The organism is Prosthecobacter sp., from assembly GCF_044222345.1.
In the GTDB taxonomy this organism is placed as follows: Bacteria; Verrucomicrobiota; Verrucomicrobiia; order Verrucomicrobiales; family Verrucomicrobiaceae; genus Prosthecobacter.
This window is the reverse complement of record NZ_JBGANL010000001.1, coordinates 108,896-134,965: the sequence shown is the minus strand read 5'-3', so window position 1 is coordinate 134,965 and position 26,070 is coordinate 108,896. Positions and strand designations below refer to the sequence as shown.

Here is a 26,070-nt window from a genome sequence, read left to right as displayed (position 1 = left end):
CGTAGTAAGAGCTCCATGCTTCGTTTTCTTGTCCAGTTTGGTGTTTTGATGGTCTCCGCCGGCGTGTTCGCTGCGGAGCATTGGGCATTTCAGCCACTGCGGCCTGCGGCAGGCGGGAGCATTGATGAGTTGGTGAGGCGCAAGCTGGTGGAGAAGGGGCTGAAGCCTTCGCCACGGGCGGATGCGCGGACCTTGATCCGACGCGCCAGCTTTGACCTGACGGGGCTGCCGCCTGTGGGTGAGGCTGAGGGGGATTTTTCGCAGTTCGTGGACAGGCTGCTGGCCTCGCCGCAGTACGGGGAGCAGTGGGCCCGGCACTGGCTGGATGTGGCGCGGTATTCGGACATGAAGGGCTATGTGTATGCCCGTGAGGAAAAGCGCTGGGTGCATGCCAGGGCGTATCGAGACTGGGTGGTGCGGTCATTGAACGATGACATGGCGTATGACCGCTTTTTGCTGCTGCAGATGGCGGCGGACCAGGTGGTGCCGCCGAAGTCACCGGATCTGGCGGCGATGGGATTTCTCACGCTGGGGCGGCGGTTTCTCGGGGTGACGCATGACATCATTGATGACCGCATTGATGTGGTGACGCGTGGCACGCTGGGGCTCACGGTGGCGTGTGCGCGCTGCCATGATCACAAGTTTGATCCCATTCCCACACGTGACTACTATGCGCTGTATGGTGTGTTTCAAAGCTGCGCGGAGGCGGTGGTGCCGTGTACGACGGGGGAAGATGCGAAACTGGCGGAGGTGGTGAAGAAGAACCATGACCTCATGACGAAGAGGCGTGAGGAGCAGATGGCGCGCACGCGGGCGCGGGCCAAGGACTACCAGAAGGCGCTGACGGAGCTGGAGAAATACCCGGAGCAGGGCTTTGACCAGATCATAGACGAGAAGGACCTCAATCCTTTCATCGTGCATCGGTGGAAGGCGTGGGTGGAGGCCCATCCTGGGGTGGAACTGAGTGAAGAAGCGCTGAAGGCGACTGATTCACCGGCTTACGTGCCTGACGAACACATCACGAACAATGAGATGTATTTCCCCTCGGGGGTCATCACCGAGCTGTGGAAGTCGCAGGGCGAGGTGGATCGTTATCTACTCAACAACCGCACTGCGCCGGAGCATGCCACGGTGCTGGTTGACCGTGCGCTGCCGAGCACGCCGCGAGTGCTGCTGCGCGGGAATCCGCTGACGAAGGGGGATGCGGTGCCGAGGCAGTTTCTGAGTTTGTTTGGTGCGCAACGGCCATTCACGCAGGGGAGCGGGAGGCTGGAGCTTGCGAAGGCGATCATCGACCCGCGCAATCCGCTGACGGCGCGGGTGATGGTGAACCGCATCTGGCAGCACCACTTTGGACGCGGGCTGGTGAGCACGCCGAGTGACTTTGGCAAGCAGGGTACAGCGCCGAGCCACCCCGAACTGCTCGACTGGCTGGCGCAGCGATTCATTGACTCGGGGTGGAGCATCAAGGCGATGCACCGGCTGATCATGATGTCGGAGACGTATCAGCAGAGCAGCAGCGGCGGGGCGGTGGATCCGGCGCATCCTGATCCGGACAACCGGCTGCTGTGGCGCATGAACCCGCACCGGCTCAGCTTTGAGGAGGCGCGTGATGCGTGGCTGATGGCGGCAGGGCGGCTGAGCCTGGAGGTGGGCGGTACTCCCCTGCCCTTGTTTGCAGCAGACAATCAACGCCGGACGCTCTACACGCTGGTGGATCGTGAAAATGTGCCCGCTGTGATGCGCACCTTTGACTTTGCCAATCCGGACCTTTCCATTCCGCAGCGCACGGAGACCACGGTACCGCAGCAGGCGTTGTTTGGCATGAACCATCCGTTTGTGGTGCAGCAGGCGAAGGCGCTGCTGGGGCGTGCGGATGTCAAAGGGGCTGATGCGGCGGAGCGTGTGAGGCGCATCTATGGGCATCTGTTTCAGCGGGCGCCGAGGGCGGATGAAATGGAGCAGGCGCTGCGTTTTGTACAGGAGGATGAGCCACGGGTCATCGTGCAGGCGGACCACTCGAAGGCGTGGCAGTATGGCGTCGGAGAGTGGGATGAAAGCACCGGCAGGGTGAAGGACTTCAAGCCGCTGCCGCACTTCACGGGCAGCGCGTGGCAGGGCGATGAGGCGTGGCCGAATGCGAAGCTGGGATGGGCGCAACTCACAGCGACGGGAGGGCATCCGGGGAATGACCGGAAGCATGCCGTGGTAAGGCGATGGATCGCGCCAGCGGATGGCACTTATGCGGTGAAGTCCACGCTGCTGCATGAACCGGCTCCGGGTGATGGCATCCGGTCCTTCATCAGTCACAGCGAGCAGGGCCGCCTGCATGCCGGGAGGCTGCATCAAGGAAGGGCAGAGCTGAACTTTGACACGCTGGCCTTCAAAGCGGGCGAGACGCTCGACTTCGTGGTGGACATCGGCGAGGTGCTGAACAGCGACCAGTTTTTGTGGTCGATGCGGATTCAGCAGAGCGGCCTCGCAGGTGCGGGGGGCGAAACACGGGACTCAACCTGGGATGCTGAAAAAGATTTTGCCGCACAGCCGCGCTCGCAGCTCAACAACTGGGAGCAGCTGGTGCAGGTGCTGATGCTGGCGAACGAATTTATGTTTGTGGACTGATATGAACGCACCTCTCTCACGCCGTGATTTTTTGCGCCGCTCCGGCATGGGGATGGGCATGCTGGGACTGGCGGACCTGCATGCGGCCGCAAGCAACACGAGCAAGCCGCACTTTGCGCCGAAGGCGAAGCGGGTGATCCATTTCTTTCTCAATGGCGGTCCCTCGCATGTGGACACGTTTGATTACAAACCGGCGCTGGCGAGGTATGAGGGAAAGCCGGTGCCGAGCCACAGGCTGACGGAGCGGAAGACGGGGGCGGCGTTTCCTTCGCCATTCAAGTTTCAGCGTTATGGGCAGAGCGGCATCGAGGTGAGCGAGCTGTTTGCGAAGACAGCGGCGCACATTGATGACATCGCGGTGATTCGATCCATGCAGGCGCAGGTGCCGAACCATGAGCCATCGCTGATGCTGATGAACTGCGGTGACTCGGTGCAGCCGAGGCCGAGCCTGGGATCGTGGCTGACGTACGGGCTGGGCAGTGCAAATGAGAACCTGCCGGGGTTCATCGCGATGTGCCCGGGCGGAATGCCGATCAAGGGTGCGGAGAACTGGCAGTCGGCGTTTTTGCCGGGGGCGTTTCAGGGCACGTATGTGGACTCGAAGCACCAGCAGGTGGACCGGTTGATTGAAAACATCCGCAGTCCGCATGCAGATACTCGGGTGCAGATGCGACAGCTGGAGCTGATGCGGAGCATCAATGAGGCGCACCGGCAGAATCGTGGTGATCCGCGACTGGAGGCGCGGATCCAGAGCTTTGAGCTGGCCTTCCGCATGCAAATGGAGGCGGCGGATGCGTTTGATGTGACGCAGGAGCCGGCGCACATCCGTGCGATGTATGGCGAAGGGGTGCATGGGCGGCAGACGCTCATCGCCCGGCGGCTGCTGGAGCGCGGGGTGCGGATGGTGCAGCTCTGGCATGGCGCGGGGCAGCCGTGGGACAATCATGACAACATTGCGACGAACCACCGCAGGCTCGCGGGAGAGATTGATCAGCCCATCGCGGCGCTGCTGCATGATTTGAAGCAGCGCGGGATGCTGGAGGACACGCTCATCATCTGGGGTGGCGAGTTTGGCCGCACGCCCACGGTGGAGCTGAGCGGTGGAAAGTCGAAGCTGGGGCGCGATCACAATCACTATGGCTTCAGCGTGTGGATGGCGGGAGGCGGAATCAAGGGCGGGACGGTGTACGGCAGCACGGATGAGCTGGGCTTTGCGGCGGAGCAGAATCCCGTGAGCGTGCATGACCTGCATGCCACGATTTTGCATCTGCTGGGGGTGAACCACGAGGAGCTGACGTACCGCTATGCGGGGCGGGATTTCCGGCTGACGGATGTGCACGGGGAAGTGCTGCGGCCCATTTTGGCGTAGTTCACTTTTAGCCTGGCCGCATATGGAATGTGCGGACCGCTTCACGCAGGATTGGCGATGATCGCGCCTAGAAAGCATCCACGACTCTGGGGATGTTCGCGGGCTGGGATGTTTGCCACGCGCTGATGGACGGGCGGGCTTTCGCCACACCCATCCTACGGCCTGAGCGGCGCACCCGCCACCGTTTACGGCTGCTTCAGATAAGCGATCAAATCTGCCATCTGCTGGGGTGTGATGGCGGCTTCGAGGCCTTCGGGCATGAGGGAGATGCCGGGGCTGGTGAGGGATTTGATCTCGCTGCGGAGGACGGTGTCGGTGCCGCCGTCGGCGCGCTTGAGGGTGAGGTTGCCAGCGGTCTCGCTGGCGATGAGGCCGGAGAGAGTGCGGCCGTCGTTGGTTTCGACGATGTAGAGCGCGAAGTTGGGCGAGACTTCGCGGTTGGGGTCGAGGATGTTGGTGAGGATCTGTTCGGCGGTCCAGGCTTTGATGGTGCCGAGGTTGGGGCCGACGTCGTTGCCGCGGTCGATGTGACGGTGGCAGACCATGCAGAGGGTTTCGTAGATTTTGGCGCCGTGGGTGGGATCGCCGGTGATGGAGGCTGCGGGAGCGCTGGTGCGGGCAGGAGTGCCCGCATCACTGCCGGAGATGGCGGCGGTGTATTTGTCGATGACGGCTTTGCGGTTGGAGGAGGAGCCGTCGCCGAGGAGTTTGGTGATGCGTTCGGCGAGGGCGGGCGTTTTCTGGCGGCCGAGGGTGGCCTTGGCGGCAACGCTGAGCTGGGAGGGAAGAATTTTTTTGGCTTCGATGGCGTCGAGGAGTTTGGCGATGCGGTCCGTGCGGGAGAGGAGGAGAGTGGTGGCTTTTTCGCGGAGGGCTGGGGTGAGTGTCGGCCAGGCGGTGAGGAGGATGTCGGCGACGGTGGGGTCGCGCGAGGTGCCTAAGGATTCAAGGGCTGCCGCTTGAAGTTCGGCGGGCTGATCAGGCGTCAAATTTTTGCCCATCAATTTTATCGCTTCTGCGATCTCCAAAAAATCTGGCAGCAGCATGATTGCCATGAGCCGTGTTTGGGTTTCGGCTTTTTCTGATGTGGCTTCGTGTATAACGAAATCGCCAACCTCATGCAACCAAACGGCCACACGAGACTCTGGCATTTGAGCCGTCATCGCCACAGTTTGCAAAGAAGTCGAAGTACGCCGCAGTCCAACCACCAAACCTTTGAGGCAACGCAGGGCCGTAATATCCAAGCGAGAGCGTTCCGCCAGGTAGTTGATCAAATAATAGCCTTGATTGGCATTAGGCTCGGTTCTGTCCGCACCCAAGACTGATGCCAGTTGTTCAACTAAGCTCAGCAGTGGAGCAGATCCCGATACTTTATCCGAGTCAATGATTCGTGTGAGAGTCTGAAGCGGCAGCTTGCTGGCGGCCAGTGCACATGCCGTGACAGTCCATGGATCATTCATGTCACGAACGCAAAGTTCACCGAGCAAAGGAAATGAGGAGGGACTCCAAAGACCGGAGTGCGACAGGGCCGCGATAAAACGTACAGAAGGATCTTCATCACTGAGAGACTTCACAGCCTCGGGACGGAGCTCATAATAATCTTCCAAATTACGACTTCCGAAAAGAGCATGCGGGTACGTCTTCAATATCTGGGCTCGCATTTTTGAAGACGCGTCATTAGCCAGTTCAAGAAGGAGTTTATAGCCCTCCGGTGAAAGGCCGCCGGTCTTAGCAACAGCCATCAGAGCCTTGTCTTCGTCAGTGACTATTTTTTTCAAACTCTCAGAATCGGACATCAACACCTCAACTTCATGGATTGCCGCTGCGTCTCCGAAGAAATTTGTGGCGTTCAGGCACCAAAAAGAATGAATTCGTCCTTGTAGTGTTTCTGCATTCTTCGTCATCATCCTCAGCGGCTTTACTGCGGAATTGTCTTGGCGCTCGAAGAGGAGGCGCTGGGCGGTTTCGCGGTGCCAGGCGTTGGGGTGGTCGAGGAGGGCGACGAGAGCGGGGGTGGTGAAGGTGCTGAGCTTGGGGGTGGGGCGGGGTTTGAAGGGTGATTGCGGAGCGCCGCTCAGGGGACTGAGCGGACCACTTTGCTTCGCCTGTTTCGGAACCAAGCGATAGAGGCGGCCTTGGTCGCGGCCGCGGAGGAGATCGACGGCGGTGTGGATGTCGTCGGGGATGCTCCAGGGGTGCTCAATCACTTCGCGGTACATGTCGCAGACGTGGAGGCAGCCGTCGGGGGCGTTGACGAAGTTGACGGGGCGGCACCAGAGGTCGTCGCTGGTGCAGAAGTTTTTATTTCCATCCACCTGCACGGCTTTGAAGGTGACGCCGTCGGGGACGAGCTTCATGCGGTAGAAGAGATTGCCGGCGACATCGGCGACGAAGGCGAAGTTGCGGTATTCGGGCGGGTAGGCATCGCCGCGATAGACGGTGATGCCGGCGGAGGAGGTGACGACGCCGGCACCGACGAGTTCGCTCTTGGGCAGAGTGCTGCCTTCCTGGACCCAGCGCTTGGCGCGGAACTCGCGCCAGGGTTCTGCGGGGCTGGTGCGATAGACGGGGAGCTGATCGCCGGCTTCGGCGCAGTCATTGAGGGCGCTGGGGACGACGAGGTAGGGATTGCGCGCGAGGTGGCGGTAGGGCAGGACGACGTGCTGGCAGGGATTGCGGATGTTGCAGAGGAAGCGGTTTCCCCAGTCGTCGAAGGTGTTGCCGAAGCGTGCACCGCCGCTTTCGAGGCGGACGTCTCCGGTGGAGGGATCGAAGCTGAAGTCGTTGCGCTTGATGGGGAGCGGTTTGAAATCGGCGGGCAGCGGCATGACGGACTCGCTGCCGGGGGCGCGCTGGATTTCGCCGCCGTTGCTGCCGCCGGCGATGTAGATGCGGTGGTCGAGGCCCCAGATGGGGTTGTTCATCACGGCCTGGACGTTGAGTTTTTTGAAGCCGGTGAAGACTTTCTGGCGCACATCGGCGACGCCGTCGCCATTGGTGTCCTTGAGGTACCAGACATCCGGGGTGGCGGTGACGAAGATGCCGCCCTTCCAGCAGGCGGCGCCGGTGGGCCAGGAGAGGCCTTCGGCGAAGACGGTGGCTTTGTCGAAGATGCCGTCGCCATCGGTGTCGGTGAGGAGGCGGACTTTGCCGATGGACTGGTCGGTGGGGTTTTCCTGAGCGTGCTTGTGGTGCTCCTTGTCGGTGTAGGGGTAGTCGTTCATCTCGCACACGTAGGCGCGGCCGTCCTCGTCATAGGTGATGGCGACGGGATCGGTGACGAGGGGCTCGGCGGCGATGAGCTGCATCTGGAAGCCGTCGAGGACGTGGAAGGTCTTCGCGGCGTTTTGCGGCTCAGTGGGGGGCGTCGTGGGGAATTTTAATTCATCCGCAGCCTGGCAGATGAGGGATGTCAAAGCCAGCCACGCGATCAGTCTTCTTTGCATGCAGAATGGACGGCCCCAAGGGCCGCTTTCTTGCCTGGCATCCTGCATCTGCGGCCTGATGAAAACGCCTTTTTCTTCATGGCAGGTTGGCATTTGAGGTCCTTGCATCCGGCCCACGACTCGCCACACTGCCCGCCCTTTTCCCCCTCCTTTCCCGCCATGGCCTACATCAACGAAAACTACAACAAGCTCAAAGCCGGTTACCTCTTCCCTGAAATCGCGCGTCGCGTGAAGGTGTTCACGGAGGGCAACACTGAAGCGGCCAAGCGCCTGATCCGCTGCGGGATCGGCGATGTGACCGAAGCGCTGCCCGAGGCCGTGCGCACGGCGATGCACAAGGCAGTGGATGAAATGGGCGACCGTGCGACCTTCCGCGGCTACGGCCCGGAGCAGGGCTACGATTTCCTGCGCAACGCCATCGCGGAGCACGACTTCAAGGCCCGTGGCATCCAGGTGGAGGCCGATGAGATTTTCATCTCCGACGGCAGCAAGTGTGACACCGGCAACATCCTGGACATCTTTGGCGCCGGAAACAAGATCGCGATCACCGACCCGGTGTACCCGGTGTATGTGGACACCAACGTCATGGCTGGCAACACGGGCGATGCCGATGAAAGCGGCGCCTACGCGGGACTGCACTACCTGAAATGCACGCCTGCCAACGGCTTTGTGCCCGAGATCCCCAATGAGCCGGTGGATCTGGCCTACCTGTGCTACCCGAACAATCCGACGGGTGCGGTGGCCACGCGTGCGCAGCTTGAAGCCTGGGTGAAATACGCCCTGGCCAACGGCACGACGATCCTGTACGACGCCGCCTACGAGGCCTTCATCCGTGACCCGGAGCTGCCGCGCTCGATCTATGAAATTGAAGGTGCGCGTGACTGCGCCATCGAGTTCCGCAGCTTCTCGAAGAACGGCGGATTTACCGGCGTGCGCTGCGGGGTGGTGATCATTCCGAAGGGGCTGATGGGCAAGACCAAGGCAGGCGGCAAGCAGGCGATCCATCCGCTGTGGAGCCGCCGCCACAGCACGAAGTTCAACGGCACGAGCTACATCGTCCAACGCGGTGCGGAGGCGATCTACTCAGCCGAAGGCAAGGCACAGGTGAAGGCGCTGATCGAACACTACATGGGAAATGCCGCGCTGCTGGTCGATGCCTGCAAAAAGGCTGGGCTGCAGGTGTTTGGCGGCGTCAATGCGCCTTACGTCTGGGTAGGCTGCCCGAACGGACTGACAAGCTGGCAGATGTTCGACAAGATGCTGAATGAGGCGAATGTGGTGATCACCCCTGGCAGCGGCTTCGGCAGCGCCGGCGAAGGCTATTTCCGCATCAGCGCGTTCAACAGCCGCGCGAATGTGGAGGAAGTGTGCCGACGGATTGCGAAGCTGTAGTCCAAGATTCCAGATATATTCCTGAGTGGGGCGAGCTGAGGAGCTCGCCCTATTTTTTATACAAAATCCGTGATGGAGCCGAAGTCGGCGTCGAAGAGACGGCGGTAGGTGCGGAAGGCGAAGTGGTCGGTCATGTTGGCGATCCAGTCGCACACCAGCCGTGCACGGGCCGGAGCATCGGCTGCGGCCTGGATGTCCTTTTCGATGGCGGCAGGCATCAGGTGCAGGCCTTTGGGCTGCAGGGTGTCAATGTAGCGTTCCCTGAGCACGCCAAAGACGCGGGTGAGGATGAAGTCGGCCTTGTGATCGAGCTGCTGGAGCTGGGGGCTGAGGAAGACGAGTTCGAGGGCGATCTTTTTGTGGAGGTCCGCCCGGCGACGCATGACGGGATCGATCTCCAGCGCGAACTGATACCGCTTCGTGCTCTGGCTGAGGAAATTGGCGGCTGGCACCAGTTTCGTGGCGCGGATGCATTCGCCGATCAGGCGGTTCAGGCGGCCTTCGACGCGGTTTTCGCGGACAGCTTTGCAGAGGAACTCAAGATCGGTCTGATCGGCCTCGGAAAGCTGCTGATCCCCCGCCCAACGCTCCATCCGCTGAACGTTGATGAACCCGGCATGGATGCCGTCGGCGATGTCATTGAGCGAGTAGGCGGTGTCATCCGCCCAGTCCATGATCTGGCATTCGATGCTGCGGAAGCTGTTGCGCTCTTTGCCGGGGGTGAGTTCCAAGGGAAAAGGCTGGCCGCCGAGGGTGAAGTCCAGCCAGCGCTCCTGCTCGTCATAAAGGTAGTGGTGCTTCGCCTGCGGGGTCTCGGTTTGCAGGGTTTTGTATTTCAGCACGCCATCCAGCAGAGCACGAGTGGGGTTCATGCCACTGCGGCCTTCGCTGAAGAGCGTCTGCGTCAGGATGCGGAGGGTCTGCGCATTCCCCTCAAAGCCGCCGTAGGGGGCCATGAGGTGGTGGAGGGTGCGCTCCCCGGCATGGCCAAAGGGAGGGTGGCCGAGGTCGTGGCTGAGGCAGGCGCTTTCGACGAGATCGGAGTCAATGAAGCACTCATCATCCAGACACTGGCTCTGCTGGGTGAGCCAGCCGCAGATGCTGCGGCCGATCTGCGCGACCTCGATGCTGTGCGTGAGGCGGGTGCGGTAGAAATCATACTCACCGGACAGGAAGACCTGGGTCTTGTTTTGCAGGCGGCGGAAAGCGCTGCTGTGGATGATGCGATCGCGGTCGATCTGGAACGGGCTGCGATACTCCCCGGCGTGAGCAGGGCGTGAATCGAGGGTTTCGAAGTCGAAGGAATTGTAGAAGCGGTTCGCGGGCATGCGGTGGGTACCGCGATGCTAGCAGGTCATGGCGGGCGGGCAAGGCCGCTGCTTCAGCGTTCCCTGCGGAAGGCGAACTGCTCCGGGGGAACCTGGCTGCCGTCGTCCGCATCTCTTGGGCGTCGTTTGCCTCCGACGAAGGCAGGCTTGAAGGGCAGATGCTGAGCTTTTTCGATCTCGTCATCGGTCACGCCCTTGGCCCGCAGGCGGCTGCGTTCGTAGATTCGATATTTCTGGATCTCTAACATGGGGTTGATTGATGACTGAGACTCCCATGCGAGGAGCCGCGTTCAAAACTGCCCCGTATTCAGCAGCACCAGGGTGCAGGCTTCTTCGCAGGCGATTCCGGCTTTTTGCAACGCGCCAGCCAGCGGTGCATTTTCTGCGCCAGGATTGAAGATTACGCGGCGCGGCCTGAGCGCGATCAGCTTGTCCTGCAATCCGGAGGAGATGGCTGCGCCGACATACATCGTCACGGTATCCACTAAGCCTGAGATCAAGCTCATATCGGCCACCACGGGGATGCCCTCGATTTCCGCCAGCTTGGGGTGGACGGGAACAACTTCATGCCCGTATTTTCGCAGCAGCAACAGGGCGCGATGGCTGTAGCGTTCGGGGTTGTTGCTGGCACCGATGATAACGACGCGTTCCTTGCTCATGGTTTTTGATCCTCCTCATCGAGATGGAAATGATGCAGGGCACGATGTGCCGCAGGTGCGAACACAATGCCCACAAGCGAAATGAACACCAGGCCGCTGAAGAGGGCGTAGAAAGATGCGAAGACCTTGGCGGCATCCGACGGCAGATCTCCCCTGGGGCCCATGCCGCCCAGGATCATCGAGGCGTTCAGCAGGCTGTCGATCCAGCTGAATCTGGCGATGTAATGATAGCCCAGGATGCCGATGCCCAGCGCCACACCGATGACGAACAAGGCTATGGCGGCATACTTGATCACCCGCTGGATAAAAACCAAGCGCGAGGCAAGAGGATCAGTGCGTGATTCAAACATGGGGATCTACCATCCCGGAGAGGCCAGGAATTGCAACACCGGCTCCGCCTTTCCGAGTTCATTGATGCGGACCGTGCCGTCATGGCAGCCGGTGATGATGCGGGTGAGTTTGTCGATGCGCTGCAGCAGCAGTACATTCACACGATCTCCATACAGCGTGATCTTGTCCTTCGTTTTGCGGGCTTTGGCATCCATGGAAACCACCGCACCGCCGCCCATGGCGGCCAGGGGTGTGCCGGCATCCAGAAAGGCCAATGCCAGCATTTCGGTGCGACCGCCCGGCTTGAGGGTGCTGTCTTTTTTAGCGTCGCCATTACGGTCCCAGCGGCGGATACTGCCCTCCACATCGCCACTGATGATTTCCTTGCTGTCTGGGGAGAAGGCCACGCTGAGAACCGCGCAGTCATGGCTGGTGAAGGTGGCCTCGATTTCTCCCTTAGCAGCGTCAATGCGCTTGGCCGTGCGATCGCGGCTGGCGGTGGCGATGTGCTGGCTGTCGGGAGAGAAGGCCATGCCCATGATCCAGTCTGCGTGCGGCTCTGCCTGCCACTTCAGCTTGCCGGAGGGAAGCTCGAAACAGCGCACTTGATTGTCGGCACCGCCACAGGCGAGCAGTTTGCCATCCGGACTGGTCACCATGGCCAGCACGCAGTCGCGCGCGCTCACCAGACGCCTGCGCTCTTTTGGCTGCGAGGGATTCACTAGCCACACCTCACCCGAGCGCCCTGGAACGCCGCCAGCGACGGCGAGTTGATTTTCGGTGACCCAGGCCAGTGCGAGGATGCGCTCAGGCATGCCCTCGATGCGCGCCGTGAGTTTGCCCGATGCCACATCCCAGAGGGTTGTTTCAAAATAGCCGCTGCAGGCGAGGATGCTCCCGGCGGGCTTCAGGGCGAGAGCAGTGACTGGGAGCGGACGTGGGTACTTCTCAGGTGCGTGAGGTTTTTCCTGCTCAGGAACGATGGCGCGCAGGGCCGCCTTTTTGTCGGCGACGTCAAGCTTTGCGCCGGTGGCGATCCACTCGCGAATGAGCTGTGTTTCCTTTGCGGGGAGGGCATCGGCCTTCTTGGGCATGCGATCGTCTTCGTCATGGGTGGCGATGAGACGGTAGAGCTCGCTTTCGTCCGGCTTGCCCGCCACGACGGGCGCAGACCCGCTGTCGCCGGGCTTGAGCATGAGTTCGACGGTGTCCAGACGGTAGCTGCCCTTGGCCTTGCCAGCGCGATGGCACTCCACGCATTGATCAATCAAAACAGGAGCGATCTGCCGGGAGAATGAAATCTCGGCAGCGGAGGCAAAGGCTGGCAGGGTGAGAAAAAGCAGCGTGCGAAGCATGGGGCGGAGAGAAACGTTCCTTGTGGCCGAGTTTGTCGGACGTTGCATCCCTCGTTTGCCTCTTTTACATGCGAGCCATGAGCCCGAGACCTTGGATCATTGCCGAAACAAACTGGAAAAACGTCAAAGCCACGCGCTATGAAGCCGCGGTGCTGCCCTGGGGCGCCACGGAGGCGCACAACTGGCACCTGCCCTACGCGACGGATTCGCTGCAAAACGACGCCATCGCCGCCGAGGCGGGGCGCATGGCGTGGGAGGCGGGAGCCAAGGTGGCCATCCTGCCGACCGTGCCCTTCGGGGTGCAGACGGGGCAGCTTGACGTCCCCTTCTGCATCAACATGAATCCGACCACGCAGATGATGGTGCTCGAAGATGTCATCAGCAGCCTCGAAGGCGTGGGCGTGATGAAATTCGTGATCCTCAACGGGCATGGTGGCAATGACTTTCGGCAGATGCTGCGTGAGCTGCAGGCGAAGCACCCGAAGATGTTTCTCTCCACGGTGTCCTGGTTCAATGCGGTGAAGGGTGATGACATTTTCGACATCGTGGGAGACCACGCTGACGAACGTGAAACCAGCCTCATGATGCACTTCCATCCGCATCTGGTGCTGCCAAAAGAAGAGTGGGGGCCGGGCACCGACAACCGGTGGAAGCTGAAGGCCATCAATGACAAGTGGGCCTGGGCGCAACGAGCCTGGAGCAAGGCCACGAACGACACCGGCTCCGGCGATCCGCAGCACAGCACGGCGGAAAAAGGCCGGCGCTACTTTGAGGCGCTCGGGGCCAAGATCGCGACTTATCTGATTGAACTCGCCGCCGCTGACATCAGCGATCTGTACGAGAAATCGAAATGATCCGCTTCATTGTCAGCCGCATCGTGCAGGGAATCATCGTGATCTTCGCGGTGATCACCATCACGTTTGGGCTGCTCAAGCTTTCACCGACCGGACCGTTTCAATCGGAACGCGCCTCCACACCTGAGGCGTTGCAGGCCAAGATCAGTTACTACGGCCTGGACAAGCCGGTCTATGTTCAGCTCTGGAGATATTACACTCATTACGCGACGTTCACTTTTCGGGAATCCAAAACCTTCCAGGGAAGAGGTGTGGATGAGATTATTGCCTCCGGCTTTCCTGTGTCTGCAACGGTGGGTGGGGCAGCGCTGCTTATTGCCCTGAGCATCGGGGTGCCCCTGGGTGCTTTTGCGGCGCTGCGGCCCAACACGCTGGAAGACCGCAGCAGCACATTTGCAGCGACGCTCGGCATCTGCACCCCCAGCATGGTGCTGGGGCCGCTTCTGGCGATGCTGTTCGGCCTGAAGCTGCGCTGGTTCAATGCGTCCGGATGGTTTGATTCATCGGACTGGGTGCTGCCCGCGCTGACGCTGGGAATCATCTACAGCGCCTACATTGCGCGGCTCACGCGCGGCAGCCTGCGCGAAACACTTGCCCAGGAGTTTATCCGCACCGCCCGTGCGAAAGGCGCGAGTGAAAGCTCGGTGGTCTTTTTTCATGCGATGAAGCTGGCCAGCCTGCCGGTGCTCAATTTTCTCGGCCCTGCCGCTGCGGGATTGCTCACGGGTTCGTTTATCGTGGAGACGGTGTTTCAACTGCCCGGCCTTGGTCAATTTTTCATCGCGGCGTCATTCAATCATGATGATGAACTGGCGATAGCGATTTCAGCTTTCTACGCCGCATTGATCGTCAGCTTCAATCTGCTGGTGGACATCATTCAGGCAGTCCTTAACCCGCGCATCCGACTCCACGCATGAGCAGCGGAACGAACCAGAGCCTTTCACCGATGCGAGCCGCGTGGCGGCGGCTGATGCGGAACCGCATGAATGCGTGGGCCCTGGGGTTCCTCGCCGTACTGGTGCTCATGTGTGGCATTGGCCCTGAGCTGTCGCCTTATGATCAGTCACTGCAGAATCTGGAGCTGAAAGCCACGAATCCCAACATGGCGCACTGGCTGGGCACGGACCCGCTAGGACGGGACATGCTCACGCGCATTCTGCATGGGGGGCGAGTGTCCTTGGAGGTGGGTTTGCTGGCCACAGCGGTGGCGGCGATCATTGGTGTTTTTTATGGCATGGTCTCGGGCCTTGCCGGTGGACGCACGGACGCGGCGATGATGCGCCTCGTGGACATCCTGTATGCGTTTCCCTTCATCAATTTCGTCATCCTGCTCATGGCCATCGTCGGGCGTGAGTTCTGGCTGATCTTTGTGGCCATCGGTGCGGTGGAATGGCTCACGATGGCCCGCGTTGTACGTGGGCAGGTGCTGGCGCTGAAGAATCTGGAGTTCATCATTGCGGCACGGGCCAGTGGGGCAGGCTTCTGGCACATTGTCTGGCGCCACCTGCTACCGAATGTACTGGGGCCGATCATCATCTACGCCAGTCTCACCGTGCCTGGTGTGATGCTGCTGGAGGCTGCGCTGAGCTTCCTCGGGCTTGGCATTCAGCCACCAGATGCAAGCTGGGGCGTGCTGATCCAGGAGGGGGCCCGATCCATGGAGAGCTATCCGTGGCTGCTGCTCTACCCCGGCATGTTTTTTTCCATCACGCTGCTAGCGCTCAATCTTCTGGGGGACGGACTGCGTGATGCGTTTGATCCCAAATCGATGTCGCAGCAGTGACTGAAAAAATATTTCATCCGGGCTGAATAGTCTTGGGGCAGTCACGTCAGAGAGTGCGGATACAAATTCCACTCTCCAATGAAAACACTCTTCTCCGTCCTCGCTGCAGCCGCAGTTTTTGGTTTTGCAGCACCCTCCAATGCCAAAGCTGAATGCCAGGGCCAGACCCGGGTCGTAGGCTACACCTCCTGTGGCACCCCCATCGTGGCCGTTTACCAGATCGTCGGATATGATGGCTACGGCCGCCCCATCGGTCAGTGGGTGACGCAGGGAGCGCAGGCTGGCTACGGGTATGGTGCTGTGCCGCGCCCCATCGTTGTGCAGCCCAGCATCAGCTTTGGCTTTGGTGGCTACAACCCCGGGTGCAATCCCGGCTATGGCCACCACCACGGTTTCAGCCATCATCATGGTTTCCGCAGGTAGTAGCGTGGAAACCTGATTGATTGCTGCCTCACGCGGCCCCGCCAGTGCACGGCGGGGCCGTTTTTTTGATGCCTTGTTGCACGAATGAGGTGCCTCGTGTCATGTTTGGGCATGCGCTGGATTTATCGTGCTCTCATTCTCATGGCCTTCATTGGAGGCATTGCGTGGTTCCATCACTTCCGCACCCACCGGCCCACGCGTGTCGAGGTGGCCAACCGTGCCGGCATTCTCCTGGCAGGCAACGGCAGCGAGCCAGCCACGCTTGATCCCCATCTTGCCAGCGGTCAGCCGGAGCATATGATTTTTCATTCGCTCTTTGAAGGCCTCGTCGCTCCAGCACCAGATAATCCTGATGGGGATGCACCTGGAGCCGCCGCTTCATGGAGCGCTGAGAACTTCACCGTCTGGACTTTCAAGCTCCAGCCTCAGGGCAAGTGGAGCGATGGGACTCCGCTGACCGCCGCTGATTTCGTTTACTCCTACCAGCGCCTACTGACTGCGAAGCTGGGCGCTGATTACGCGAACATGCTCTACCCCATGCTCAACGCCGAGGAATACCACACCGGCAAGATCAAGGACTTCTCCCAGGTCGGGGTGAAGGCGCTTGATCCGCTGACTCTGCAGATCACGCTGAAAGGGCCCGCGCCCTATCTGCTCAGCATGATCAAACATTACGCGTGGTTCCCCCTGCCGAAGCATGTCATCGAAAAATTTGGCAAGATGACAGACCGCAACACGCGCTGGACGCGCCCTGCAAACATGGTCAGCAACGGTCCCTTCAAACTCAAAAGCTGGGAGGTCAATCAGGCCCTCGAAGTTGAACGCAACCCGCATTATTGGGATGCGGCCACAGTCAAACTCAACGGCATCGTGTTCCTGCCCATCTCCAGTGACACCACCGAAGAGCGCGCCTTCAACGACGGGCAGCTCCACGTGACGCTGACGGTGCCGCTGTCCAAGATCCCTGCGTATCGCGAGAGCAAGTCACCCTATTATCACAACGATCCGCTGCTCAGCGTTTACATGTACCGCTGCAACACCACGAAGAAGCCCTTCGACAATCCGCTGGTGCGGCGTGCGCTGGCTCTGGCCATCGACCGTGAGAGCATCACGCGGAACATTCTTCGTGCGGGACAGCAGCCGGCCACAGGCCTGACTCCTCCAGGCTGCAACCCTGACTACCACGTGCCCAACATCATGCGCTTTGATCCCGCGGAAGCACGGCGACTGCTGGCCGAGGCGGGGTTTCCAGAGGGAAAAGGATTCCCTCCCTTCGACATTCTCATCAATACGAGCGAGTCCCATCGCGCGCTGGCCGAAGCCGTGCAGGCAATGTGGAAGGAGCATCTCCACATTCCTGCGGGCGTGCTGAACCAGGACTGGGGTGTGTACATCGAATCGCAGCGCAAGCTGGACTATCAAATCGCCCGCTTTGGCTGGGTGGGGGACTATCTCGACCCTTCGACCTTCCTCGCCATCTGGCAGACCGGGGACGGCAACAACAACACCGGCTGGAGCAGCAAACGCTACGATGAACTCATCCATCAAAGTTTTCAGGAAGGTGATGTCACCAAGCGTCTGCAAATTCTCAGCGAGGCCGAAACCCTCATGCTCAATGAAGCCCCGATGCTGCCGATTTATTGGTACACGCATTCGTATCTGATGCGCCCCGAGGTCAAGGGCCTGCTGCCATCTTTGCTTCAACACCGTTGCTACAAGGCGGTGGAATTGAGACCGTGAGCAGAAAACAAAAAGGCGCGGGATCATCTCCCGCGCCTTGTGCTTGTTTTAATGTGAAGGAACACTCAGTCTGACTTGTGCCAGATCGTCTTCAGCCTGCCGCGGAAGGTGATCTTCACGGCCTGGGTCGTCACCAGTTCACGAAAGTGTGGCGAAGCCTCGCGCTCCAAGATTTCCCATTGCTCAATGGCATCGCCATTCAACGTGGCGTGCACCGGAATGGATTCCGCATGATGGCAGACGAAGCTGTTTTCACGATCCTGCACGACATGCCAGCCGGGTGCGAGCTGCCACGTCACCACATGCGAGGCAGCAAGGCCGACATCATCGCAGATCTCAACATAATCCTGAGTCACATGCACCGCGCGCCGGGTTCGAATCCCTTCACAGACCAAGCTCATCACGCAGATGTCACCGCTGACTTCGAGTCCCGGTTTGTCGTGAGGTCTGGCCCATAAAAATGCCCCCATGCGCTGGGGCGAGGAGCGGCCAGCGGCCGGCACGGGTCCATTGTGAGCCTCCCATGACGCCAGCCGCGCACGCAATGCCGGATTGCTGTAATAAGCGCCCGTGCCGGGATCAATGACGAGTGCGTGCTGCACGAACCAGAGCGACACATGCAGTGCATCGAGATGGCCATGAGCCGCCATGCTGCCCAGGCCGAGGGGGGAGGCATCTGCTCTGACAGTCCAACGCGCATCACGCCAGACTGCCTGGCCGCTGTGCTCATGGATGAGCCATTTGCTGCGCACGCCTGCTTTAACGCCTTGGGGTGGTTCACCCATCCAGAAACGCAGCACGGCGCCGTCTGCTTCATTGAGAAACCAGCCGCGAAACTCTGCGGCTGCATTGCTGCGCTTGAGCGGCAGGGGAAGCACCTGCGCGTCATCGGAATCGCCAAAATCCCAGCACTCGGGTGCTTCAACGACATCCACGAAGTACTGTGCCGCCAGGGTCAGCCGTTCAATAACTTCCCGTTTAAATCCATCGGCCGCCATGCCTGCATGCCAGCCCATTTCCCATGCAAAGAGGTGATAGTGCAAAGCCTGCTCTTTGTTTCCACCATCGGCGGCGAACTGCCGCAGAATTTCGTGCTCCAGCAGCTTCGTCACCTGTTGTGCGGGACGGATCATACGGGCCAGCGCGGGCCAGCGCGCAATCGCCAGCACCAGTGCACTTAGTTCACCAATGAGATGGTTGTTTGCTGAGGAACCGAACGAACGGCGCTGCCAGATCCACCATGCATGCGTGGGAACGATGCGTGCGGTCAGTTCATTCTGCCTGCGGGCCAGTTCGAGATCGTTGCAGCCACGCACCAGAGCATCGAACCAGCAGAAGTTCATCAGCCGCAGGCCTGCTTCCAGAGGACTTGTCCAGTTGATGCCATGTCCCGGCGGATTGCGATCGCACCAATCTTCCAACCAGAGCTGGGAGACGCGGATCGAATGCACATCGCCATTCAGTGCGCTGTGCATGGCCATGCGCGTCATTTCGCTCCAGCGATTGATCTCCCAGATGGCGCGTGCATCTGCGCCATGCTCCAGGCTGCGATGATTCAGCTTTCGTGAGGGGACGCCTGGATCAATCACGACGCCCAGCGTTGCATCCCGGTGCCAGCAGGGAGGTGCCCCCACCTCGACGCTCTTCCAGCCAAACAGGTCCCATTCGCCGCGCATCAACTTTTCAGCGTCGAGGGCCAGCTGTTTGCGCAGTTCAGGCGGGGCATGGTCAGGCCATGGCAGCTTGGGAACATCGGTGAATGTACCGTCCCATGGGCCGCGAGCGATGCGACGAAGGCTCGCAATTTCGCTTCGCCGTCCCAGGCGCTCAGCCAAGCGGCGACCGATCTCGCTCACACTCATCGCGCGCAGCCGCTGCATGTACCAGCCCAGGCCCATCACAGATCTATGCTTCGTCCTTCACGAATCGAGTCCAGCACTGCGAAAGTCAGCCGCGTGCTTTGGCGCGCCTCAGGATAAGGCAGCGGATGAGCCGCCCCCCCCTTCAAGAAGTTCAGCCATGCCGCGATCTCTTCCGCGTGCCCTTTTGAGGCGAATTTTTTCACAGTCTCTTTGCGCTGCTTGAAAATCGACAGCTTCATGAAGTTCTCGCACTCACACACCACGCCGCTGGCGAACACACGAAACGTTTCCTTCGGAAAGGCCGAGTCACCTTCGGCGGAGTAAATTACCTGAGCCGACGATCCGTCCGCGAACTCGATTTGTGCCGTCACTGAATCCGGCACCAGGGGGCGGCCCACCGTCTGTGCGGTGACTTTCACCGGCTTGCCTAGGACGTGGCAGGCAAAGTCAAAGAAGTGGCAGGCTTCTCCCAGCACACGCCCGCCGCTTTCGGCGACATTCGCATACCAGTGATCCGGCGCGAGGACGCCTGCATTGACATGAAATGACAATGCCTTTGGACCGGAGACCGTCTTCAGCACTTCCATCATTGCCGCCGTGGCAGGAGCGAAGCGTCGGTTGAAGCCGACCATCACACTGCCTTTGGATTCGGACATGGCCGCGTCGATTTGAGCCAGTTCCTCACGCGTCAAACAGAGCGGCTTTTCCACGAACACCTGCTTCCCGGCCTGCAGAGCTTTCAGCAGCAGCGGTGCATGCAGATGGTGGCGGGTGCCGATCATTACGGCGGCTGCTTCATGATCGAACACTTTCGCGGCGTCTGTCTCCGCCTGAGCAAACCCGAACTTCTCCTTCACATGACGTGCTGAAAGACCCGTGGCATTCACGATTGTGCCGAGGGTGATTTTTTCCTTCACGTGAGGAAGCAGCATCGTGCGTGCGAAATTGCCTGCGCCGATGACATCCAATCTGGAGCATGGCAGGCGCGACAGCGTTTTAGAGTGCGCCAGTCCTCTGAAGCTTTCCGCAGGCGATGGATCATTCGAAAGCGCCAGAGGGCTGGCGCACTCCAGAACGCTTACGCGAGTCTCCGCGTCGTATTCCACCACGATGCCCACCTCCGTAACGAGTGAATCATAAACATCTGTGACCTGAGCGAATGGAACCCGCCGCGTTGTTACCGGTTTCAAATCCAACTGCCCCGTACGCATCAATTCGAGGCAGGCCTCAAAGTTGCGGTTCTCCGTCCAGCGCACATGCCCGATGGGATAATCCTGCCCGCCCCACTCATACTGCGGATCGTAGCGGCCCGGTCCATAGCTGCGAGAGTAACGCACCTGGATGTCCTTCATGTAGGCGGTCTTCCACGACAGTTCCGCATCGTAGATGCCCACGATCACCATCACACCGCGATCACGCAGGCATGAGATGGCAGTGTCCGCTGCGTCGCGGCCTTTGCCGCCGACACAAAGCAAGACTGCGTCCACGCCGTGGCCGCCTGTCCATGCGCGCACTTCATCTTCGAGCTTCGATTGCGTGGGGTTCACCACGCGCTCCGCGCCCATGGCGAGGGAGGTTTGCAGACGGGCATCGACAAAGTCTGCTCCCATCACGCGTGCCCCGGAAGCCTTCAGCAGACTCGTCGCCAGCAGGCCAACGAGCCCCTGCCCTAGCACGAGCACACGCTCACCAAGCCGCGCTCCGCTCTGGCGCACGGCTTCCATGGAGATCGACGCCAGAGTTGTGTAAGCTGCCTGCCAGTCTTCCACGCCTGCGGGAATGGGTGAGGCGAGCAGATCCGGCACTGCGATCATCTCTGCATGAAACGCACATTCCGCACCACCGCAGGCCACACGATCCCCCACATGGAAACGTGAGTTCAGTTCATCCACCGCCACCACGATTCCCGCCGCCGAGTAGCCCAGAGGGGTTGGCGATTCGAGACGGTTGCGCACCTTTTGCAGGGCGGATTTCCAGCCCAGGGTCTTTGCCGTATCGAGCACTTTTTTGACCTGATCCGGACGTGCCTTGGCCTTTTGAAGCAGCGACATGCGCGCCTGCTCCACCTTCATGCGCTCCGTGCCTGGGGAGATCACCGAGCATGTCGTCTGCACCAAGATGCCTCCCGGCGGCGGCACGGGGACAGGAACGTCCTGCAGTTCGAGGCGTCCGTCTTGATATTGGGCGAGTTGTTTCATCAATGGGTGTTCAAATCACTGTTTCATCCTGCTCACCAGCCACTTGTGCTTGCCAGCGCTGGTTTTCTCCACCTCCGGCACCTGCCGCAAGGTGAGTGTGAAGTCATCCCCCAGTTTTTTCAGCAGACCTGCCAGCATGGCGGGTTCGCGGTTGCTTTGCCATTGGGGCCCCGGTTGAAAGCGGCATTCCACGATGCCTTCATGTTCCTGGAAGAACTGCACTGCGAGCAACCCCTCGAAGATGCGGTCGTGCATGTTGATGGCGGTGAGAGAAATGCGACGTCCGGTGGCGCTGACGAGAAACTCGTAGTCGCGGCCAACGATTTCCGAAACCTCGCCATTCGTGATTTTCGCATAGTCGCCTGTGCGATACCGGATGAGCGGCATGACGTGATTGTGAAAGGAGGTGCCGATGATTTCACGGTTTCCTTCGGCATCGGGCTCACCGAATTCGACGAAACCGTAGGTGGGCCAGAAATGCAGATGATTGGAAGTTCGGGTCTGCGCGGCGAGGACGACGCGTTCGCTGTGTCCGTACCAGTGAAACACGGGCGCTTTGAAAAAGTGCTCCAGATACTGCTGCGATTCTGCGCTGAGCTTTTCGGAGCCGCAAAGAAGGGAGGTGGGTTCGAAATTGAGCTTCACGCCTGTCTGCTCCAGTCCGCGTGCCAGCATGAGGGCTGCGCTGGGATAGGCGTGCAGGTGCTGCGGACGGAAACGGTTTAATGCGGCCACATATTCGGGAAGGCGTTCCAGCGTGAGATGATAGGAGGAGAGAATGAGCCAGTTTCGCGTGGCGTCGAAATAACTGATGTCACCACCGGCCTTGCTTGAGGTGACGCTCCCGCGAATGACGGCCACGCGGTCTCCGATGCGATAACCGCGTCGTGACCACTGCGCTTCCAGGTAGGCCTGCTCCTTTGGACGGCTCACGCCTTTGTGCAGATAAAATCCGACGGGCACGCCGCTTGATCCGCCTGTGGTGATGTAAAGCCGTTGCTTCGCGTCGAACTCTGGATTGACCATCTGTTCACGCTGCAAAATTACATCCTGCTTTGTGAGCAGTGGATAATTGGCGAGCTGCTCCAGCGTTTCGAACTTCGCTGGATCAACGCCACTGGCGGCAAATCGCCCTGCATAAAACGGCGCTTTCGCCGCGGCCATCAACGAATCTCGCAGTGCCTTGATCTGATAGAGCCGGATGGTCTCAGCATCCCACGTCTCGACCTCGCGCGCTTCGTTTTGAAATCGAGTGTAGGCCGGGCCGTAGCGCAGGGAGGACGGGATCGCCCGATACGCCCGGCCTGCCAGCGACTTCACGGGCTGAGGAGCTGCCTCATAGAGTTTGAGCAGCGGATAAAGGGCGTCTTCGAGAGACATGATCAAGCCTTCGGCTGCATGTTCAGAATGCGCAGTGCAGCAACAGCGGCCCCAAAACCGTTGTCGATGTTCACGACGGTGAGGCCGCTGGCGCAGGAATTGAGCATGCTGAGAAGGGCGGAGATGCCATGGAGATTGGCACCATAACCGACGCTGGTGGGAACTGCGATCACCGGAGCAGCGACAAGCCCGCCGAGGACGCTGGGCAACGCGCCTTCCATGCCTGCGATGGCGATGACAACACTGGCGGCACGCAGTTCATCGAGGCGTGCGAGCAGGCGATGGAGACCTGCGACACCTACATCGGTGATGCGGTTCACCTGTGCCCCCGCGAACTCCAAGGTCTGCGCAGCTTCTTCGGCAACCGGCAGATCGGAGGTGCCGGCACACACCACGGCCACAGGTGCGGAGGAAAAGGTGCCGTTCATCTGTCCGATGCGATACAGGCGTGAAACGCTGTCATAGCTGCCGGTGGGAAAATGCTGCAGCAGTGACGCGGCGGCTTCGGCAGTCACCCGGGTGGCGAGAGCCCCCCCATGAGCAGCGACGAGAGCGGTGAGAGCATCCGTGGTTTGGGTGAGCGTTTTCCCTTCGGCATACACGGCTTCTGGAAAACCCTGGCGGATCATGCGATGCGTGTCGGCAAGCACCTGGCCTGATTCGGCAAACGGAAGGGTGCGCAGACTTTCCAGTGCATGCTCGGGCAACAGTGTGCCTGCGCTGACTTGGGCAAGAAGGTCTGCCAGTTTCGATTCGTTCATGCGGAGCGGGCTTTGAGCACTTCGTTCATGCTGCCGGAGCGCAACCCGGCGAGGTCAAGGGTGATGTAGGTGTAACCGGTGGCACGCAGAGCCGTGGTGATGGCCTCACGCTGCTGCAAGGCACGCAGCAGATCGGCCTCAGGCACTTCAAGGCGTGCGACATCCCCATGATGTCGCAGGCGGAGTTCACGGAAACCGAGGTCAAACAGCGCGGCCTCAGCGCGCTCAATCTGCGAAAGCAGTTTCGGTGTGACGCTCGTGCCATACGGCACACGAGAGGCGAGGCAGGCGGCAGCGGGCTTGTCCCAGTTTGGCAAACCGAGGGCCTTGGCGAAATGGCGCACGTCTTTTTTGCTGAAACCAAGGTCGTGCAACGGACTGAGGATTTGAAGTTCACGAGCAGCGGCGCGACCGGGGCGTACGTCCAGCGTGTCCTCGGCATTCATGCCATCAAGGACGTGGTCGATGTCATGCAGCTCTGCGAACTGACGCAGGGCGCGATAGACATGGTCTTTGCAGAAGTAGCAGCGATTGGGCGCATTCGCCTGATAGGCAGGATCGTTGACTTCTGCGGTGGGCAGCAGTTCGAGACGGGCACCGAGCTGGTGAGCCAGTGCAACTGCTTCATCCTTTTCGCTTTGTGGCAGGCTGGGGGAGACGGCGAGAAGCGCGATGACATTTGCAGCGCCCAAGGCATCCAGCGACGCCTTCAACACGAGCGTGCTGTCCACGCCACCGGAATACGCGACGGCCACGCGCCCCAGGGGCTGGAGCTGAGATGTGAGTTTTTCAATCATAAGGATTTCATCAGGTCTTTCTGGAATTTCGGAGCGAGACTGTGAATGAGAGAGAGAATCATCTTCACCGTTTCAGCATCGTCACGACGACGTTCGCCGCTTTGCTGCGGCGTGAGATTGTCCGTGACGAAGGCCATGACAGAGGGGTAGGCCCAACGGTGGTTCACATTGCGCAGCACGCTGTCTCTCAAGCTGAGCAACTGACGCTCCAGATTGCTGGGTGTGCTGATGTCACTGCCAACGAACCAGTAAACATAATGCGCACGCAGCAGCAGCTTGGACCGGTCCGGCCTGAGTTCTTCACGCTGGATGGCCAGGTCGCGAACGCGAAGAACAGCGCCCGAGATGAGCTTCACCTCGCGAACAGTTGAACTCGTGATCGTCCAGCCCTGGCCATCGAGACAGACTTCGGGGCGATGAATGCTGCGAGTGTCATTGCCAGCGATGACGAGTGAGGCATGGGCCACATCGCGAGTTTCGATGGATCTGCCGGGTGTGTGATACTTGCGTTTTTTGATGATCGTGTCTGCGGGGAGCAGATCACGCTCCCTAGCGCTGGGATCTTCGCTTTCGCCGACAAAACCACCCGCCACCATGGGCAGCTCCTCCAGCACGCCTGCGGCCTCCCCGCCTTTGGGCTGGGGCGAAAACTGGCAGAGCAGCACCGTCATGCCGCAGAGCAGCAGGAGAATGAAGGCTCGGGCGATCATAAGACAGGAGCCACCACCTGACGTGAGACGGTGTGCGAGTTTTTAAAGCCCGGTCCACCGCACGAGCGATCCAACAACCAGGAAGCAAACTGCAGCAGCAGAAGAGCCACGAGGAAGACCACGATGCCGGTGAATTCGTGGAAGGCGGACACCTCCTTCTCAGCATCGCCAATGGCCCACTGCTGACCGAAGACCATGGCCGTGAAGATCAAGACGAGAATGCGCGCCATGTTTGCCACGATGGCGATGGGCAGAATCATGCTGAACAGCGCAAGCCTGCGCCACATGACACGCTGGCGGAAATAGCTGAACAACGCACCGACGACGAGCAGCGCAAACAAAGAGCGCATGCCTGAGCATGGCGCGGCGATGCCCACACTGAACAAGTCGCCCGCCTTGCGGCTCAACTCGATGTTGGGCATGGATTGCAGAGCGGTGCCTGAGACGAGAGAATCGACACCGACGGCATTGAGGACAAAGCCTGTGGTCTTCACCATGAGAAGCCGCATCTGGTAGCCGATGCTCTCCTCCAAAAAAGGCAGCGGCCACATGAGGCCGAGCATCAGCCAGGCGAACAACCTTCCCCGGCTGCGCTGAGCGCCTTCCAGCCACAGCGATGCGCCTGCAATCAAGGTCATGATGCCCAGGTAGCCGCAGTAGAAATTGTTGGCTCGAAATCCGGCAAAGTAGAGGAGCAATGCGAAGAGGATCAGCGCCATACCCCAGCGACTCGAGGAGACTGGAAGCAGAGCCATTTCATTTTGGCGCCGCCAGAGCAGAAAGCCGACAATAAGAGGCAGAAGCGCGCCGTGCTGCCAGGTAGGGTCCTTCCACTGCATGAGCAGTTCGGAGAGGATCGTCCGGCGGAAATGGCCGTAACCGGCCGCGTAGGGCTGAATGGCAATCAGGAGCAAGCCACTGGCCGCCAGCAGCGCCAGCACGAGCCATGATGATGTGCGCAAACCGCTCATGATGATTGCTTGAGTGAGGAACCGCGAAAAGAATCGTCAACGTCCGGCATGATGAGTAATTTCTTTAACCGCCCCTTCCATCCTTGAATT

At 60.1% G+C, this 26,070-nt stretch carries 21 protein-coding genes; 8 read left to right on the top strand and 13 right to left on the bottom strand.

Annotation, left to right across the window (positions count from 1 at the left end):
* The first annotated feature begins 15 nt into the window (after window positions 1-15).
* Together ACILSL_RS00525 and ACILSL_RS00520 are read left to right on the top strand one after the other, a co-directional pair.
* Window positions 16-2,622: a DUF1549 and DUF1553 domain-containing protein gene (locus tag ACILSL_RS00525; protein ID WP_395730033.1), complete on the top strand. Its 2,607-nt coding sequence runs from the start codon at window positions 16-18 to the stop codon at window positions 2,620-2,622.
* Between the two features lies 1 nt (window position 2,623).
* Complete coding sequence (locus tag ACILSL_RS00520) at window positions 2,624-3,991, top strand: DUF1501 domain-containing protein (RefSeq protein WP_395730032.1); 1,368 nt, start codon at window positions 2,624-2,626, stop codon at window positions 3,989-3,991.
* Window positions 3,992-4,176: 185 nt separating this feature from the next.
* Here the strand turns inward: ACILSL_RS00520 and ACILSL_RS00515 are convergent, their stop codons facing one another.
* Window positions 4,177-7,437, bottom strand: a complete 3,261-nt coding sequence (locus tag ACILSL_RS00515; protein ID WP_395730031.1) for a PVC-type heme-binding CxxCH protein — start codon at window positions 7,435-7,437, stop codon at window positions 4,177-4,179.
* A 159-nt stretch (window positions 7,438-7,596) separates the two neighbouring features.
* Between ACILSL_RS00515 and ACILSL_RS00510 the strand changes: the two genes are divergently transcribed.
* Window positions 7,597-8,829 carry an LL-diaminopimelate aminotransferase gene (locus tag ACILSL_RS00510; RefSeq protein WP_395730030.1) on the top strand — a complete coding sequence of 411 codons (1,233 nt, stop codon included), beginning with the start codon at window positions 7,597-7,599 and terminating at the stop codon, window positions 8,827-8,829.
* 56 nt (window positions 8,830-8,885) lie between these two features.
* Here ACILSL_RS00510 and ACILSL_RS00505 read toward each other — a convergent pair whose 3' ends face one another.
* The 5 genes from ACILSL_RS00505 to ACILSL_RS00485 are packed head-to-tail and all read right to left on the bottom strand — an operon-like array spanning window position 8,886 to window position 12,501.
* Window positions 8,886-10,157, bottom strand: coding sequence for a deoxyguanosinetriphosphate triphosphohydrolase family protein (locus tag ACILSL_RS00505; RefSeq protein ID WP_395730029.1), 1,272 nt, complete (start codon window positions 10,155-10,157; stop codon window positions 8,886-8,888).
* 53 nt (window positions 10,158-10,210) lie between these two features.
* Window positions 10,211-10,405: a hypothetical protein gene (locus ACILSL_RS00500; protein WP_395730028.1), complete on the bottom strand. Its 195-nt coding sequence runs from the start codon at window positions 10,403-10,405 to the stop codon at window positions 10,211-10,213.
* A 42-nt stretch (window positions 10,406-10,447) separates the two neighbouring features.
* Entirely contained in the window at window positions 10,448-10,816 is a 369-nt protein-coding gene (locus ACILSL_RS00495; RefSeq protein ID WP_395730027.1) for a CoA-binding protein, read from the bottom strand.
* Window positions 10,813-11,166: a hypothetical protein gene (locus tag ACILSL_RS00490; protein ID WP_395730026.1), complete on the bottom strand. Its 354-nt coding sequence runs from the start codon at window positions 11,164-11,166 to the stop codon at window positions 10,813-10,815. The genes ACILSL_RS00495 and ACILSL_RS00490 overlap by 4 nt, the downstream gene beginning before the upstream one ends.
* Before the next feature lie 6 nt (window positions 11,167-11,172).
* A complete protein-coding gene (locus ACILSL_RS00485; protein ID WP_395730025.1) occupies window positions 11,173-12,501 on the bottom strand; it encodes a c-type cytochrome domain-containing protein in 1,329 nt (442 codons plus the stop codon).
* 77 nt (window positions 12,502-12,578) lie between these two features.
* On the opposite strand from ACILSL_RS00485, the gene ACILSL_RS00480 reads away from it, so the two are divergent.
* The 5 genes from ACILSL_RS00480 (at window position 12,579) to ACILSL_RS00460 (ending at window position 17,301) form a co-directional block, all read left to right on the top strand.
* Window positions 12,579-13,355 (top strand): creatininase family protein, encoded by a 777-nt coding sequence (locus ACILSL_RS00480; protein WP_395730024.1) that lies wholly within the window; start codon window positions 12,579-12,581, stop codon window positions 13,353-13,355.
* A complete protein-coding gene (locus tag ACILSL_RS00475) occupies window positions 13,352-14,272 on the top strand; it encodes an ABC transporter permease (RefSeq protein WP_395730023.1) in 921 nt (306 codons plus the stop codon). Before ACILSL_RS00480 ends, ACILSL_RS00475 begins: the two co-directional genes overlap by 4 nt.
* Entirely contained in the window at window positions 14,269-15,138 is an 870-nt protein-coding gene (locus ACILSL_RS00470; RefSeq protein ID WP_395730022.1) for an ABC transporter permease, read from the top strand. The genes ACILSL_RS00475 and ACILSL_RS00470 overlap by 4 nt, the downstream gene beginning before the upstream one ends.
* Window positions 15,139-15,216: 78 nt before the next feature.
* Window positions 15,217-15,561, top strand: a complete 345-nt coding sequence (locus tag ACILSL_RS00465; protein ID WP_395730021.1) for a hypothetical protein — start codon at window positions 15,217-15,219, stop codon at window positions 15,559-15,561.
* Between the two features lie 111 nt (window positions 15,562-15,672).
* On the top strand, window positions 15,673-17,301 hold the full coding sequence (locus ACILSL_RS00460) for a peptide ABC transporter substrate-binding protein (protein WP_395730020.1): 1,629 nt from the start codon (window positions 15,673-15,675) through the stop codon (window positions 17,299-17,301).
* Window positions 17,302-17,366: 65 nt separating this feature from the next.
* On the opposite strand, the gene ACILSL_RS00455 is transcribed toward ACILSL_RS00460, so the two are convergent.
* The 7 genes from ACILSL_RS00455 to ACILSL_RS00425 are packed head-to-tail and all read right to left on the bottom strand — an operon-like array spanning window position 17,367 to window position 25,980.
* On the bottom strand, window positions 17,367-19,181 hold the full coding sequence (locus ACILSL_RS00455; RefSeq protein ID WP_395730019.1) for an alginate lyase family protein: 1,815 nt from the start codon (window positions 19,179-19,181) through the stop codon (window positions 17,367-17,369).
* Window positions 19,182-19,198: 17 nt separating this feature from the next.
* Entirely contained in the window at window positions 19,199-21,361 is a 2,163-nt protein-coding gene (locus tag ACILSL_RS00450; RefSeq protein WP_395730018.1) for a bi-domain-containing oxidoreductase, read from the bottom strand.
* Between the two features lie 15 nt (window positions 21,362-21,376).
* Window positions 21,377-22,741 carry a phenylacetate--CoA ligase family protein gene (locus tag ACILSL_RS00445; RefSeq protein ID WP_395730017.1) on the bottom strand — a complete coding sequence of 455 codons (1,365 nt, stop codon included), beginning with the start codon at window positions 22,739-22,741 and terminating at the stop codon, window positions 21,377-21,379.
* Between the two features lie 2 nt (window positions 22,742-22,743).
* Window positions 22,744-23,502, bottom strand: coding sequence for a nickel pincer cofactor biosynthesis protein LarB (gene larB, locus ACILSL_RS00440; RefSeq protein WP_395730016.1), 759 nt, complete (start codon window positions 23,500-23,502; stop codon window positions 22,744-22,746).
* Window positions 23,499-24,299, bottom strand: coding sequence for an ATP-dependent sacrificial sulfur transferase LarE (larE, locus tag ACILSL_RS00435; RefSeq protein ID WP_395730015.1), 801 nt, complete (start codon window positions 24,297-24,299; stop codon window positions 23,499-23,501). Before larE ends, larB begins: the two co-directional genes overlap by 4 nt.
* A complete protein-coding gene (locus tag ACILSL_RS00430; RefSeq protein WP_395730014.1) occupies window positions 24,296-25,009 on the bottom strand; it encodes an exosortase-associated EpsI family protein in 714 nt (237 codons plus the stop codon). The genes larE and ACILSL_RS00430 overlap by 4 nt, the downstream gene beginning before the upstream one ends.
* A complete protein-coding gene (locus tag ACILSL_RS00425) occupies window positions 25,006-25,980 on the bottom strand; it encodes an exosortase/archaeosortase family protein (protein WP_395730013.1) in 975 nt (324 codons plus the stop codon). The genes ACILSL_RS00430 and ACILSL_RS00425 overlap by 4 nt, the downstream gene beginning before the upstream one ends.
* Window positions 25,981-26,070 lie beyond the last annotated feature (90 nt).